The following is a 12627-nucleotide window of genomic DNA, read 5'->3' as shown; positions in this document are numbered from 1 at the left end:
ATCCTCCCTTATTTCTTTCTTCCACGGCCGTTTTTGTTTTTCTTCTTGCTCTTTTTCTGTCCTTCTGCAAGAGGAATTATGCCGAGTGTACTGACACCCAGATAACGTTCTACATCTTCGGAGGTCTGGATGGTGTCATTTGTCAGATAAACAATAATGATGATGACAATCGCGATAAATGCACCTGCTATTGCACCGATCAGCCCGTTTTTCTTAATACTTGGGCTTACCGGCTCATCTGGAATATTCGCCTCATCTACCACATTTACAGCTTCTGTGTTCATAACGTTCTGAATATGATCTGATGCTGCTACACGGATTGCATCCGCCATCTGGCTTGCTACATACGGATCTTCGTCTTTTACTGTAATCGAAAGGATACGCGTATCGTTCTGTGTAGTAACAGTAATTTTGTTCAAAAACTCCTCATAGGTAAGATCCAGATTTAACTGTGCAATAACGGTTTCAACAACCTGACGGCTCTGAATCAGCTCCGCATAGTCTTTGGTTAAAAGAGAACTTGCCTGCAGATCTCCACTTGTTACAGTACTGCTGCTGTCCTGTTTTGACAGTACATACATTTTTGTCGTCGATTCATACTGCGGCTTCATAAATACTTTGCTGACCAGTACCATCAGAAGGCCAAGTGCCAATGCAGCTAAAATCACATAGCCAATTTTGCTCCAGAGCACACGAAGCAGTTCCAGTAAATCGATTTCAATTTCATCCTGATTCTGTTGATTCGTTTCCATCTTCTTCTCCTGACTTTTTTTAGATTTCTCCGGCATCCCTTAAGATTTCCATCGGATTATCGTGGAAAATCCTTTCGGCATATGCCTCTCCCATTTTTTTTGAAACATAGGCAGCGCCTGCTCCTATGTTGGGAATACGTGTTTTTGTGTTGTGGGAATCGCTGCCGACAAAACCGAGCAGATCTTCCTTCATCAGTTTTCTGCAGTAGCGTTTTGCCCCCCACGTATACTTTCCAAGTATACTTTCCACATTCACCTGCAGTCTTGCGCCCATATCCACCAGATCGCTGGAAAATCCGACGCTCTTTACCGTTGCCTGATAGCGCTCCACATGCGCGATAATCGGTTCATAACCGCAGGACAGTACATTGTAGACTCTCTCACGGATATGCTGTGCGGAATCTCCCTCGGAAAATTCCAACAGAACATAGGATGAACCGGCCATGGTCACATATTTCCGTTTTTCCAGGATATCCTGAAGATCCATGTTCGAGTGAAGTTCACACCCGAGATAAAGCGACATATCCGGATATTCCTTTTTTGCCGCTTCCTGCAGTTTCAGAAACTGCTCATGTACCTTTTTTGCCGGTGTTTCAAACATCCGCCGCCGATAATGCGGTGTGATGATAATCTTCCTGACCCCGTCCTCGTGCTGCATTTTCAGCATCGCCAGCGACTCTTCCAGGTCAGCTGCACCGTCGTCTACCCCCGGGACCATATGGCAGTGTACATCAAATAATTCCTTCATACCTTATCCCTCTTTTTGTGTTCTTTCTTCAAGTCACGCATACTTAGACATTCTACTTTAGTATACATCCTTTTGTGATCTCTGGCAATACAAAAAACATACTCTGTATTTATTTTTTAACATTTTTGTCAAACTTGCCTAAAATGAGGGATAAAAAAGAGACCTCCATTTTCATGTCGGCCTCTCCCGTTATTTTCTGCAGATGAAAACCCCTGCCTCTTTTGTGATCGCAATTCCGCCGTGTTTCTGAATTTTCTTTTCCAGAAATTCTTTGAATTCCCGCTGTCTCGGATACAGATACTCATTCTGATTTCCATGGCAGGAAAGGATATAGTCCAGAAGCGGCTCCGGCCGGTCGACCCAGAGACTGTCCTCGTAGATTCTTTTCTCTACGCTGCCAAAATAAGGCTTTAACTGCTTTTCTCCGTGATCCAGACCAAAAATAGTATACAGCGCCACCTCCGAAAGATTGATCTGCGGATCAAACTCCTGTACCAGATCGGTAATCTCTTTCATATGGCCTTTTCCATATGTACTGCAGTAGAACACGCCGTCATCTGAAAGCACACGGCTGATTTCCTGCAGACCGCGGGACAGATTCTGGACATAGAACAAAACATGATTTGCAATAATCCGGTCGTATTCCGCATCCGGAAACGGAAGCTTCTGGCAGTCCAGTGTCCGGAAATCAAAACAGGATGCCTTTTCTTCTCCCAGATTTTCTGCCGCATCCCGGATCATGCCGTCCGACAGGTCAGACAGACAGATATACTTTCCTTTCAGCACGGATGGCTCCGCTTTTTTCCAGAGCTGCCCGTTTCCGCAGCCGATCTCCAGAATCCGGCGCGCACCGTCAAAATCCATTTGATCCAGAAGCCATGGAAACCATCCCTTTTTATTTTGGGAATACTGCTCGTGCAGCGAAATACGGATATTCAGGTTTTCCCCGTTTTTGTACTGCTCCACCAGCATCTTTTCCATATCGGTCAGATGAATCAGGTTCAGAATACCGGTCCAGTCAATCTGGTTCGTCTCCTCCAGAATCTGTGTCGTATTCTGCAGTGCCTTTTCCATCTGCTCCAGATTTTCCATTTTCTTGTGCACAAGTCCGATCTGCATTTTCAATGACTTCAGAATATCCGCGCTCGTATCGTGAATCGTCATATTTCCGATCTCATTCAGCGAAAATCCGAGATATTTCAGCGATAAAATTTTCTGCAGCTTCAGAAAATCCTCATCCGAATACATCCGATAACCGGATTCGTTAATAAAGCTCGGCTTCAGCAGCCCTTTTTTGTCGTAATAGCGAATTGTCCGAATGGTCACATGGGCCATCCGGGCAAATTCACCAGTGGTATAATATTGATCCATATCCACCACTCCTTCGCAAAAGCCGCTTTTTTGCGGCCTTTGCATTTCACTTTTCTCTCTTACAGACGGTCTTTGTACATCTCAGCGAAGTAGTTCTGATACTCACCGCTGATGATGTGTTTCCACCAGTCTTCATTGTCCAGATACCACTGAATTGTCTGTGCAATTCCGGTATCGAAGTTGTATTTTGGTTTCCATCCAAGCTCAATCTCGATCTTGGTCGGGTCGATTGCATATCTTCTGTCATGGCCCGGGCGGTCTTTTACGTATTTGATCAGAGATTCCGGTTTGTCCAGAGCTTTCAGGATGGTCTGTACTACCTGAAGGTTTGTTCTCTCGTTGTGTCCGCCAATGTTGTAAACCTCGCCTACTTTACCTTTATGGATAATCAGGTCGATTGCTTCACAATGGTCGGATACGTGCAGCCAGTCTCTGACATTCTCACCGTTTCCGTATACCGGAAGCTCTTCGTCTGCCAGTGCGCGGCTGATCATAAGCGGAATCAGCTTTTCCGGGAAGTGATACGGGCCGTAGTTGTTGGAGCATCTGGAAACGGTAACCGGGGTACCGAAGGTTCTGTGGTAAGCCAGTACAAACAGGTCTGCGCTTGCTTTGGATGCAGAGTACGGGCTGGAGGTGTGGATCGGGGTATTCTCTGTAAAGAACAGGTCCGGGCGATCCAGCGGAAGGTCTCCATAAACTTCATCGGTAGATACCTGATGATATCTCTTTACGCCGAATTTTCTGGAAGCATCCAGCAGTACACGGGTTCCCATTACGTTGGTCTGAACAAAGATGCCAGGATCCTCGATGGAACGGTCTACATGGCTCTCTGCTGCGAAGTTGACAACAACGTCAAATTTCTCTTTTTCAAACAGATCCATGATGAAAGCTTCGTCTGCGATATCACCTTTTACAAATTTGTAGTTCGGTTTGTCCTCAACCGGTTTCAGAGTCTCCAGGTTTCCCGCATAGGTCAGCAGGTCCAGGTTTACGATCTGATAATCCGGGTATTTGTTTACCATGTGATGTACGAAGTTTCCGCCGATAAATCCGGCTCCGCCTGTTACTAATACTTTCATGCTTTTTCTCCTTTTTGGTGTGTTTATCGTCTCAGTTTTATGTCAATTCAACTTGTTGTACCCTCACTATAATGGGTGACGTTGCGTCATGGTCAAGAGGAGAATGAAAAAAGTTTGTGAAAATCTTGTTTTTTCCCCTCCTACCTGTCTATCTTAAAATTTTTACGGCGATTCTCGTAATATACTGTTCCATTTCCTGACTGGTCAGCGCGTCCACCATATATTCCTCATAAAAGCGGTCATCCAGCAAAAATTTCTGTTCCGTGGCATATCGGAACAGCTTCCGGTACGCCGCTTCAATTCCCTGCCATGGTCCTTTATAATAATAGCAAAGATACTCTCCCTCCGGCCGAACCGTGTATCGCACTTTCGCCGGCACACGATCAAAAATCAGATAGAAATCACGGTAATCCAGAAAATTCCCCGTTTCCAGTGTTTCCCGTTTCTGAACAAACCCCACATTATACGAACTTCGATTTCCGTATTGCCCGCAGTAAGCATAGAGCTCTCCGATTTTCTGATTGACTGCCAGATTATCCGCTGACTCGCTGTGGTTTGTGACAAGATACTGCAATGGAAGGGTATGGATCCCCACAGGACAGAAGGGATCTTTTTCAAACGCCTCACGGCATTCCGCCGATGCCTGTGCCAGAAACCGCTTCTTTTCCCCAATCCAGCGCTGCATCTCGCGGAGCCGCTGCATTTTTTCGCGCACCACCTTCTCCTCCTGTTCCAGCAGTACTCCGAATTTTTCAGGACTCCGCTGTTCCAGATAATTTCGAATCTCTGCCAGCGGCATGCCCAGCTCCCGCAGCATTCCGATCACATCAAACGTTTCCATCTGATCCATCGCATAATACCGGTAGCCGTTTGTCCCTCTTCTTTTTGGTACGAACAGCCCAATCTCATCATAATGGAAGAGCGTTTCCTTTGTCGTGCCTACCAGCGCTGCAAATCGCCCCGCGCTTAAATACTCCTGTTTTCCCATTTCTGACTCCTTTTCCTGAATATGTGCTCTCGGAATTTTTCCTGTTTTTCACCTTTTTTGCACTTGACTATAGGGTTACCCTATCCTTTATAATAGCAAACGATTCAAATTTTCACAAGAAATCTTTCCCATCTAAAGCGTGTCTGAAAAAGGCTTTTCACACATAAAAAGGAGGTTTTTGATTATGAGCCAGTCACTCGCCAAGGATTTCAACTTCCGCTCTCTGCTGAAGTTTGCGTTTCCATCGATCATCATGATGATCTTTATGTCTCTCTACAGTATTGTGGATGGCTTTTTCATCGCACAGTACGTGGACAGCATGGCGCTTTCCGCCGCCAATATCGTCTATCCTGCCGTCAGCATCCTTCTTGCCGTCGGCATCATGTTCGGTACCGGAGGCAGCGCCGTTGTCGCCGCAAAGATCGGACAGGGAAAACTGGAGGAAGCCAACCGTAACTTTTCTGCCCTTACCCTTACCACACTGATCATCGGTATTCTGGGCGCAGCGCTCGGCAACCTGTTTTGCCGCCAGATCTGCAGTCTGCTTGGTGCAACGCCGGTGCTGATGGATTACGGTATCGCCTATCTGCGGACGATCCTTTCCTTTGCCCCTGTCTGTCTTCTCCAGGCGCTGTTCCAGTCCTTCTTTGTAACGGCAGGACGCCCGGGACTCGGACTTTCCCTTACGGTGTCCGCCGGCATTACCAACATGATTCTGGACTATCTGTTTGTCGTTCCGCTCCATCTCGGTGTTGCGGGAGCGGCCCTTGCCACCGGCCTTGGCCAGTGTATCCCGGCCGTTGCCGGTATTTTATACTTTACCTTTGCCCGAAAAGGCCTTCGTTTCACCCGGCCGGAGTTTTCCAAAGGCCTGCTCTCCACAAGCTGCTTCAACGGTTCCTCCGAGATGGTCAGCAATCTTTCCGCAGCCGTTGTCACTTACCTTTTCAACATGCTGATGCTGAAATTTGAGGGCGAAATCGGTGTTGCCGCCATCACGGCGATTCTGTACGGACAGTTTCTCTTTGTTGCGCTGTACCTCGGCTACAGTATCGGCGTTGCACCTGTGTTCAGCTTCAACTACGGCAGCCGGAACAAACAGCGGCTGATCCGGCTTTACCGCATCAGTATCCGCTTCGTTGTGGTAAGCTCTGTGATCATCGCACTTGTGGCCGCCTTCGGCTCTCCGGTCATTTCCGCCGTTTTCATGCAGAAAGGCACGTACGGCTTTGAACTGACACGCCACGGCGGATATCTGTTCTCCATCGCTTACCTGTTCTGCGGTACGAATATCGTCGCCTCCGGCATTTTTACGGCACTGTCAGACGGAAAGACCTCTGCTTTGATTTCTTTTTTGCGAACCTTCGTCTTTATCGTTCTCTCCGCGCTGCTTCTGCCGCTCGTGCTTGGCACCAACGGTGTGTGGCTGTCGATTCCGGTCGCCGAATTTCTGACGCTGTTCATCTCCGTGCCGAAGCTGTCCCGCTATTTCAAGGATCCGAAAGTCGCAACGGAGACGCAAACAAGTCCCAACTGATCTTACCGACTTCGCTGATTCTCAAAACCCCGCACAGGGATCCGTTGTTTTCACAGGATCCGCTGTGCGGGGTTTCTCTTTTGCTACCACTTTTTCCCCGGGCAGTCCCGCAGTGCAATCGCTGCCCGCATCTCCACGTAGCAGCCGCACATGCGGCACATGCCGGACAGCAGCTTTTCACACTCCTTACAGATGGAAAGCCGCCGCTCGTATTCCTCCTCCGGCGTTTTATCGTCCGCCGGAATTCTTGCAATATAATCATACATATTCTGAAAAAAGCCTGCCTCGTCCATCTCACGAAGCAGGCATTTTTTACAGATCCTGGTATTTCCGTCCATCAAACTCCTCCGGAACCGAATCTTTTTTCATCCCAGATATCTTCTGGTTTTTATGGTTTCCCTATTTTACGGCGATATGAAGCACACTGCACGCCGGAATGGTAAAGGAAATTCCCTCTTTTGTTGCCTGCACACCGTCAAAGCCCTGAACGCCAACCGTCTCCGGCGCTTCAAAGGTGTTTTTATCCTGCATATGGCCGGTTACGATCTCGGCTTTGATCTCGCCGGCTTCTTTTCCAAGAAGTACCGCCTCTACCGGATATGCTTTCTCCAGATCCACATTCGTCATCGTAATATGAAGTACACCGTTGGCATCTACCGAAACAGATTCCGTCAGATTCGGAACCATGTATTCATCTTCCAGACCAACCTGCTCCGTTTCCAGAGAGCTTGCCAGAAGATCATTTTCCTGATGTACCTGATACAGATCGAAAACATGATACGTCGGAGTTTTGACCATCTTTTCCCCCTCGGTCAGGATCATCGACTGCAGAACATTGACCATCTGTGCGATATTTGCCATCTTGACGCGGTCGCTGTGTTTGTTGAAAAGATTCAGGTTGATCCCTGCGACCAGTGCGTCACGCATGGTATTCTGCTGATACAGAAATCCCGGATTCGTTCCAGGCTCCACATCATACCAGGTACCCCACTCATCCACGATCATGCCGACCTTTTTGTCCGGGTCATACTGATCCATAATGGCGCTGTGGCGACGGATCAGCTCTTCCATATACATCGTCTTTTTCATGGTCTTATACCAGTCTTTTTCCGCAAACTCCGTTGCACTTCCCTTGTGATCCCAGGTTTCCGGCACCGTATAGTAATGAAGCGACAGGCCATCCATCATGCCATGCTGCTGTGGGGAGGTTCTGCGGAAGCATGCTTTCATCACTTCCTGCGTCCACTCATAATCATCCGCATTGGCGCCGCAGGCAATCTTCCGGATCTTTTTGTTTCCATCGTAATCACGCACAAAGGTCTGATATCTGCGGTACATATTTCCGTAGAATTCCGGATTCATATTTCCGCCGCAGCCCCAGTTCTCATTGCCGACGCCGAAGAAATCGACGGTCCATGGCTTTTCGTGCCCATTTTCCGCACGAAGGTCTGCCATCGGAGATACACCGTCAAATGTCATATATTCAACCCACTCCGACATCTCCTGTACAGTACCGCTTCCCATATTTCCGTTGATATAGGTTTCACATCCGATCTGACGGCAGAGTTCAAAAAACTCGTGGGTACCGAAGCTGTTGTCCTCGACAACACCGCCCCAGTTGGTGTTGATCATTTTTTTGCGGCTTTCTTTCGGTCCGATACCGTCTTTCCAGTGATATTCATCTGCAAAACATCCGCCCGGCCAGCGCAGTACCGGAACTTTGATATTTTTCAGTGCTTCAACAACATCGGTACGCATTCCGTTCACGTTCGGAATATCGGAATTTTCTCCTACATAGAGTCCTTCATAAATACATCTTCCCAGATGCTCCGAAAACTGTCCCTGGATTTCCTTATTGATTTTTGAAAGCTTTCTGTTCGCATCAATTACTAACTTAGCCATAACTTGTCCCCTTTCGAGATCTTAAATTTGGCTTTATTATAGGAGATGTATCTCACTTGTGTCAATGAGCGTACAAGTTGTTTCCCCATGATTTTTTCAAAAAGTGCGGCCGTCTGGCTGCTGACCAAAAGGCCGCTTGTTTTATTTTTCATTCTGCATACGAAAAAACCGCCCTGGTTTTCACCAGGACGGTTACCGTCCGTGCGTTAGAGGATTCGAACCCCCGACCTTTTGGTCCGTAGCCAAACGCTCTATCCAGCTGAGCTAAACGCACATTTCTTTGTCGCTTTAGAACTCTTTGTTTATCACTCGTTCCCGCTGACATCATGTATATTACACTATCCTAAGAGAAAAGTCAACACCTTTTTGAAAAAAATTTAAAATTTTTTCGAATAACAGTTTTTTGTGAAAATAAGGGCTTTTTCCCCTATTTCACAGTCCGCACCAGGTAGTCTTTCTTTCGCAGTTCCTCTTCAATCAGATCCAGGGTCTGCGCAGAGTCTGCCGATACGGTATGAAAATGTTCCCCTGATGTGATATTCTTCAGCGGCCGTGATTTTCCCTGCCGGATTTCTTCCATAAACAGTGCCACCTTATTTCGTGAACTGATATTAAGTTCCGCCCGCAGTTCTCCGTAAACCTCGTGACGCACAATCACATCCAGCACAACGCCGCCGAAATCCACAATTGTATTCAGCTCGTCCTGCATCTGCTCATCCGTGTGATTCACCTCAAAGACCCGCGTCTCTCTCACCGGGCTGCTGCAGATGTAGCCGCGGTTTGTCGCAATCACATCGTATCCGGCAGCGCGGATCAGGGCAATGTCCTGGACAATCACCTGACGGCTGACTTCACAGCTCTTTGCCAGCGCTGCACCGGAGACCGGCGTCTTACTGTTTGTTATTCTTTGAAGAATCTCTTCTCTTCGTTCCTTTCCACTCATCATAAAACAAGACCTCGCATTTCGTACACTTCCCTTATCTTATCACACTTTCCGCCGTTTCTACAATAGCAGGAAATCATTTTCCAAAAGCTTTGTCAAGGACTAAAACTTTATGAAATTTTCCGGGCTCTCGTATATTCGTCCCGCCAACTGCCAATCATGAACGTATAACAGTAACGAACGGTAACCATACGTTCCATGTTTCAGGAGGATGCATACCATGGCGATCAATAAAGTTGAACTGTGCGGAGTCAATACATCACGCCTTCCCGTACTGAATGCCGAAGAAAAAGAGACTCTGCTGAAAAAGGCCCGCGAAGGAGATGCTGCTGCCCGCGAACGCTACATTCAGGGCAATCTGCGCCTTGTCTTAAGCGTGATCAAGCGCTTCTCCAACAGCAGTGAAAACGCCGACGATCTCTTTCAGATCGGCTGTATCGGCCTGATTAAGGCGATTGATAACTTCGACACGACCTTAAACGTCCGTTTCTCCACCTATGCCGTGCCGATGATCATCGGTGAAATCCGGCGGTATCTGCGTGACAACAATGCGATCCGCGTCAGCCGTTCCCTCAGGGATACTGCCTACCGCGCCATCTGCGCCCGCGAACTTTATCTCAAGCAGAACCAGAAAGAGCCTTCGATCGAGGAAATCGCCGCTGAAATCGGCATTGGAAAAGAGGATATCGTCTATGCCCTCGATGCAATCCAAAGCCCAATGAGTCTGTATGAGCCCGTCTACACGGAAGGCGGCGATACCCTGTATGTCATGGATCAGTTAAGTGATAAGAAAAATAAAGAAGAAAACTGGGTGCAGAACCTCGCCCTGCAGGACGCGGTCGCCCGTCTCAATGAGCGCGAACGCCAGATCATCCGCATGCGTTTCTATGAGGGGCAGACCCAGATGGAGGTTGCCCGGGAAATCGGCATCTCGCAGGCGCAGGTCAGCCGGCTGGAAAAGTCCGCCCTGCGCTCTATGCGGAATTATCTCTCCGACGAGCGGTAACGCCCGCCGTTCACTGAATTTCTGCAAACTCCAGCCGGTAATCCGACGGCGGCATTCCATAGTGTTTCCGGAACACACGGGAATAGTAAAAGGGATCTTCAAATCCGCACGACAGCGCCGTCTGTTTGACCGTCATCCCCATCTGCAGCAGCTTTTCTGACTGCTGCAGCCGATATTCCAGCAGATACTGTCCTGGTGACCAGCCGATTTTCTTCTGAAACAGACGGTTCAGCGTTGTGCGGCTGACCGCCATTTTCCGCGCAATTGTCTCCGCGCAGAACTCACTCCTGTGATACCCTGCGGCAATCAGAGCCATCGCTTCCATAATCCGCGGATCCTCCTTCTTTCTCTCCTCCCGCTGCGGCTCCGCCAGATCCTGGTACACGCCCAGAAGCGCAAGCAGCACACCGACGGCCTCCTGGCTGTTCCGGCGATAGAGTTCCATCTGGCAGAGACGCTCAAAATACGGCAGAAGCCTTTCCTGACGGAGAGGCGGCGCCGCCGGCTGCTGTGGGTTCAGTACCGACCGTGCCAGAATCTGCCGGCATTGTTCCCCGACAAAATCAACCCACACATATTCCCACGGCTCGTTCTCATCCGGCGCATACTGCACCACCTGCTCTGGACAGATTAAAAAGCTCTGTCCGGCGGTAAGTGTGTACGTCTTTTTCCCGCAGGTAAACGTTCCCTTTCCGCTTATAATATAATGTATAATATAGCACTGCCGTACACCCGGCCCCCAGGAATGCAGATCATGGCAGTCCTGCCGCCCGGCATCGACAGGCCGGATCCCGTTCATTTCTGATACAAGCATATTCTTTCCTTTTCCCGTATTTTATTCTTTATGAAGCAAAAATCCATGCTTTTGTCTTAAAATTCCATGGTTTTGCTCTGGAAATCCATCTATACTCAAAGTACATCAAAACTTACGGGAGGTCAATACTATGATCAAACTTACACCGCCGATGGGCTGGAATTCCTGGAACACCTTCGGAGAAAATATCAATGAAAAAATGATTTTTGAAACTGCTGATGTCATGGCCGAGAGCGGCCTGCGCGATAAAGGATACGAATATCTTGTCATCGACGACTGCTGGTCTTTACGTGAACGCGATGAAAACGGCCATCTTTTGCCGGATCCGGAAAAATTTCCGCATGGTATGAAAGCCGTTGCCGATTACGTTCATTCCAAAGGGCTGAAATTCGGTATGTATTCCTGCGCCGGAAACATGACGTGTGCCGGCTACCCTGGCAGCTATGAGCACGAATTTGTCGATGCGGAAACTTTCGCATCCTGGGATGTTGATTTCTTAAAATACGACTACTGCTACCACAGCCCGATCCTGCACGGAAAATATCTGTACCGCCGCATGGGACTGGCACTCGAGAACTGCGGCCGCGACATTCTCTTCTCTGCCTGCTCCTGGGGTGCTGATGAAACGCATGAGTGGATCAAAGAAACCGGCGCTTCCATGTGGCGTTCCACCGGCGACATCTTTGATACCTGGGATTCTGTCAAAGATCTCGTGGCACAGCAGGAAAAACTGCATCCGTACAACGGCGTCGGCTGCTTCAACGATATGGACATGCTGATCGTCGGCATGCATGGAAAAGGAAATGTTGGACTGGCCGGCTGCAGCGATGTCCAGTATCAGACACACTATGCACTGTGGGCATTCCTTGGCTCCCCGCTGATGATCGGCTGCGACATCCGCGAGATGAGCGACGAAACCCGCCGCATTCTCATGAATGACGAAATGATCCGCATCAACCAGGATCCGCTCTGCCGTCAGCCGTATAAAGTGAAAAACCATGCATGGAATGACAAGGTTCTGATCTATGTGAAGGCACTCGCAGACGGAGATCTCGCCATCGGTATGTTCAATCTCAGTGATGAAAAATCACGTGCAGCCATGAATCTCGATGAAATCGGCCTTCCGTTCTCCACCGGCCGTACTCTGGAACTTACTGAGGTCTGGACCTGCGAGAACCTGTGTGCAAACAATGCATCCCTTGTCACAGAACTCGAGCCGTTTGCATCAAAAGTATACCGTGCAAAGGTCGTAAAACTCTGATGGCACGCTGTATGCAGTGCGGCAAAGAACTCACACATAACGAGATCGGTGCCCACCGTAAATTTATCAACCGCGGCGCAGAACAGTTTTTCTGCAAGCAGTGTCTTTCTAAGCATCTCGGTGTAACGCCGGAGCTCATTGACGAAAAAATCGAACAGTTCAAGCGGCAGGGGTGTACACTGTTTGTATAGACCTACACTGTCTGAAATGCACACAGCCGGAT

Annotated in this window: 13 protein-coding genes and 1 tRNA gene; 4 read left to right on the top strand and 10 right to left on the bottom strand. The window is 48.6% G+C overall.

All coding sequences use genetic code 11. From position 1 onward, the window contains the following. Positions 1-8: 8 nt before the first annotated feature. The 5 genes from DW743_RS04650 to DW743_RS04630 all read right to left on the bottom strand — a co-directional run bounded on the left by DW743_RS04650 (position 9) and on the right by DW743_RS04630 (position 4941). Positions 9-752 (bottom strand): YveK family protein, encoded by a 744-nt coding sequence (locus DW743_RS04650; RefSeq protein ID WP_055228010.1) that lies wholly within the window; start codon positions 750-752, stop codon positions 9-11. A 19-nt stretch (positions 753-771) separates the two neighbouring features. Continuing rightward, entirely contained in the window at positions 772-1500 is a 729-nt protein-coding gene (locus DW743_RS04645) for a CpsB/CapC family capsule biosynthesis tyrosine phosphatase (protein ID WP_055227942.1), read from the bottom strand. Between the two features lie 189 nt (positions 1501-1689). Then, positions 1690-2871 carry a MerR family transcriptional regulator gene (locus tag DW743_RS04640; protein WP_117760637.1) on the bottom strand — a complete coding sequence of 394 codons (1182 nt, stop codon included), beginning with the start codon at positions 2869-2871 and terminating at the stop codon, positions 1690-1692. A 59-nt stretch (positions 2872-2930) separates the two neighbouring features. Next, complete coding sequence (rfbB, locus tag DW743_RS04635) at positions 2931-3953, bottom strand: dTDP-glucose 4,6-dehydratase (protein ID WP_117760635.1); 1023 nt, start codon at positions 3951-3953, stop codon at positions 2931-2933. Positions 3954-4101: 148 nt separating this feature from the next. Further along, positions 4102-4941, bottom strand: coding sequence for a MerR family transcriptional regulator (locus DW743_RS04630; RefSeq protein WP_055227940.1), 840 nt, complete (start codon positions 4939-4941; stop codon positions 4102-4104). Between the two features lie 184 nt (positions 4942-5125). Between DW743_RS04630 and DW743_RS04625 the strand changes: the two genes are divergently transcribed. Further along, entirely contained in the window at positions 5126-6478 is a 1353-nt protein-coding gene (locus tag DW743_RS04625) for an MATE family efflux transporter (protein ID WP_117760634.1), read from the top strand. Positions 6479-6561: 83 nt separating this feature from the next. Here the strand turns inward: DW743_RS04625 and DW743_RS04620 are convergent, their stop codons facing one another. The 4 genes from DW743_RS04620 to DW743_RS04605 form a co-directional block, all read right to left on the bottom strand. Further along, a complete protein-coding gene (locus DW743_RS04620) occupies positions 6562-6816 on the bottom strand; it encodes a DUF6171 family protein (RefSeq protein ID WP_055220495.1) in 255 nt (84 codons plus the stop codon). Between the two features lie 61 nt (positions 6817-6877). Continuing rightward, positions 6878-8380, bottom strand: coding sequence for an alpha-N-arabinofuranosidase (locus DW743_RS04615; RefSeq protein ID WP_117760633.1), 1503 nt, complete (start codon positions 8378-8380; stop codon positions 6878-6880). A 200-nt stretch (positions 8381-8580) separates the two neighbouring features. Continuing rightward, a tRNA-Arg gene (locus DW743_RS04610) sits at positions 8581-8654 on the bottom strand. Positions 8655-8807: 153 nt separating this feature from the next. After that, positions 8808-9323 carry a transcription repressor NadR gene (locus tag DW743_RS04605; protein WP_055220692.1) on the bottom strand — a complete coding sequence of 172 codons (516 nt, stop codon included), beginning with the start codon at positions 9321-9323 and terminating at the stop codon, positions 8808-8810. Positions 9324-9543: 220 nt separating this feature from the next. On the opposite strand from DW743_RS04605, the gene sigG reads away from it, so the two are divergent. Next, entirely contained in the window at positions 9544-10329 is a 786-nt protein-coding gene (gene sigG, locus DW743_RS04600; protein ID WP_055220491.1) for an RNA polymerase sporulation sigma factor SigG, read from the top strand. Positions 10330-10339: 10 nt separating this feature from the next. On the opposite strand, the gene DW743_RS04595 is transcribed toward sigG, so the two are convergent. Further along, the gene (locus tag DW743_RS04595) at positions 10340-11143 is read right to left on the bottom strand and encodes an AraC family transcriptional regulator (RefSeq protein WP_117509373.1); all 804 of its coding nucleotides are present in this window, start codon (positions 11141-11143) and stop codon (positions 10340-10342) included. A 130-nt stretch (positions 11144-11273) separates the two neighbouring features. Between DW743_RS04595 and DW743_RS04590 the strand changes: the two genes are divergently transcribed. Next, positions 11274-12404, top strand: coding sequence for a glycoside hydrolase family 27 protein (locus tag DW743_RS04590; RefSeq protein WP_117760632.1), 1131 nt, complete (start codon positions 11274-11276; stop codon positions 12402-12404). Then, positions 12404-12595: a hypothetical protein gene (locus tag DW743_RS04585; protein WP_055266438.1), complete on the top strand. Its 192-nt coding sequence runs from the start codon at positions 12404-12406 to the stop codon at positions 12593-12595. Before DW743_RS04590 ends, DW743_RS04585 begins: the two co-directional genes overlap by 1 nt. The last annotated feature ends 32 nt before the right edge of the window (positions 12596-12627 follow it).

It is taken from the genome of Blautia sp. AM28-27, assembly GCF_003480905.1.
Taxonomy (GTDB): domain Bacteria; phylum Bacillota; class Clostridia; order Lachnospirales; family Lachnospiraceae; genus Fusicatenibacter; species Fusicatenibacter saccharivorans.
Note: the sequence above shows the minus strand (reverse complement) of the source record. Positions and strands in the feature narration are given on the sequence as shown.

What these genes read in the sequence shown, in the direction of transcription:
- DW743_RS04605 (WP_055220692.1), bottom strand. Translation starts at nt 9,323, where the DNA reads ATGAGTGGAAAGGAACGAAGAGAAGAGATTCTTCAAAGAATAACAAAC.
- DW743_RS04620 (WP_055220495.1), bottom strand. Translation starts at nt 6,816, where the DNA reads ATGGACGGAAATACCAGGATCTGTAAAAAATGCCTGCTTCGTGAGATG.
- DW743_RS04630 (WP_055227940.1), bottom strand. Translation starts at nt 4,941, where the DNA reads ATGGGAAAACAGGAGTATTTAAGCGCGGGGCGATTTGCAGCGCTGGTA.
- DW743_RS04640 (WP_117760637.1), bottom strand. Translation starts at nt 2,871, where the DNA reads ATGGATCAATATTATACCACTGGTGAATTTGCCCGGATGGCCCATGTG.
- DW743_RS04585 (WP_055266438.1), top strand. Translation starts at nt 12,404, where the DNA reads ATGGCACGCTGTATGCAGTGCGGCAAAGAACTCACACATAACGAGATC.
- DW743_RS04650 (WP_055228010.1), bottom strand. Translation starts at nt 752, where the DNA reads ATGGAAACGAATCAACAGAATCAGGATGAAATTGAAATCGATTTACTG.
- DW743_RS04595 (WP_117509373.1), bottom strand. Translation starts at nt 11,143, where the DNA reads ATGCTTGTATCAGAAATGAACGGGATCCGGCCTGTCGATGCCGGGCGG.
- rfbB (WP_117760635.1), bottom strand. Translation starts at nt 3,953, where the DNA reads ATGAAAGTATTAGTAACAGGCGGAGCCGGATTTATCGGCGGAAACTTC.
- DW743_RS04590 (WP_117760632.1), top strand. Translation starts at nt 11,274, where the DNA reads ATGATCAAACTTACACCGCCGATGGGCTGGAATTCCTGGAACACCTTC.
- DW743_RS04645 (WP_055227942.1), bottom strand. Translation starts at nt 1,500, where the DNA reads ATGAAGGAATTATTTGATGTACACTGCCATATGGTCCCGGGGGTAGAC.
- sigG (WP_055220491.1), top strand. Translation starts at nt 9,544, where the DNA reads ATGGCGATCAATAAAGTTGAACTGTGCGGAGTCAATACATCACGCCTT.
- DW743_RS04615 (WP_117760633.1), bottom strand. Translation starts at nt 8,380, where the DNA reads ATGGCTAAGTTAGTAATTGATGCGAACAGAAAGCTTTCAAAAATCAAT.
- DW743_RS04625 (WP_117760634.1), top strand. Translation starts at nt 5,126, where the DNA reads ATGAGCCAGTCACTCGCCAAGGATTTCAACTTCCGCTCTCTGCTGAAG.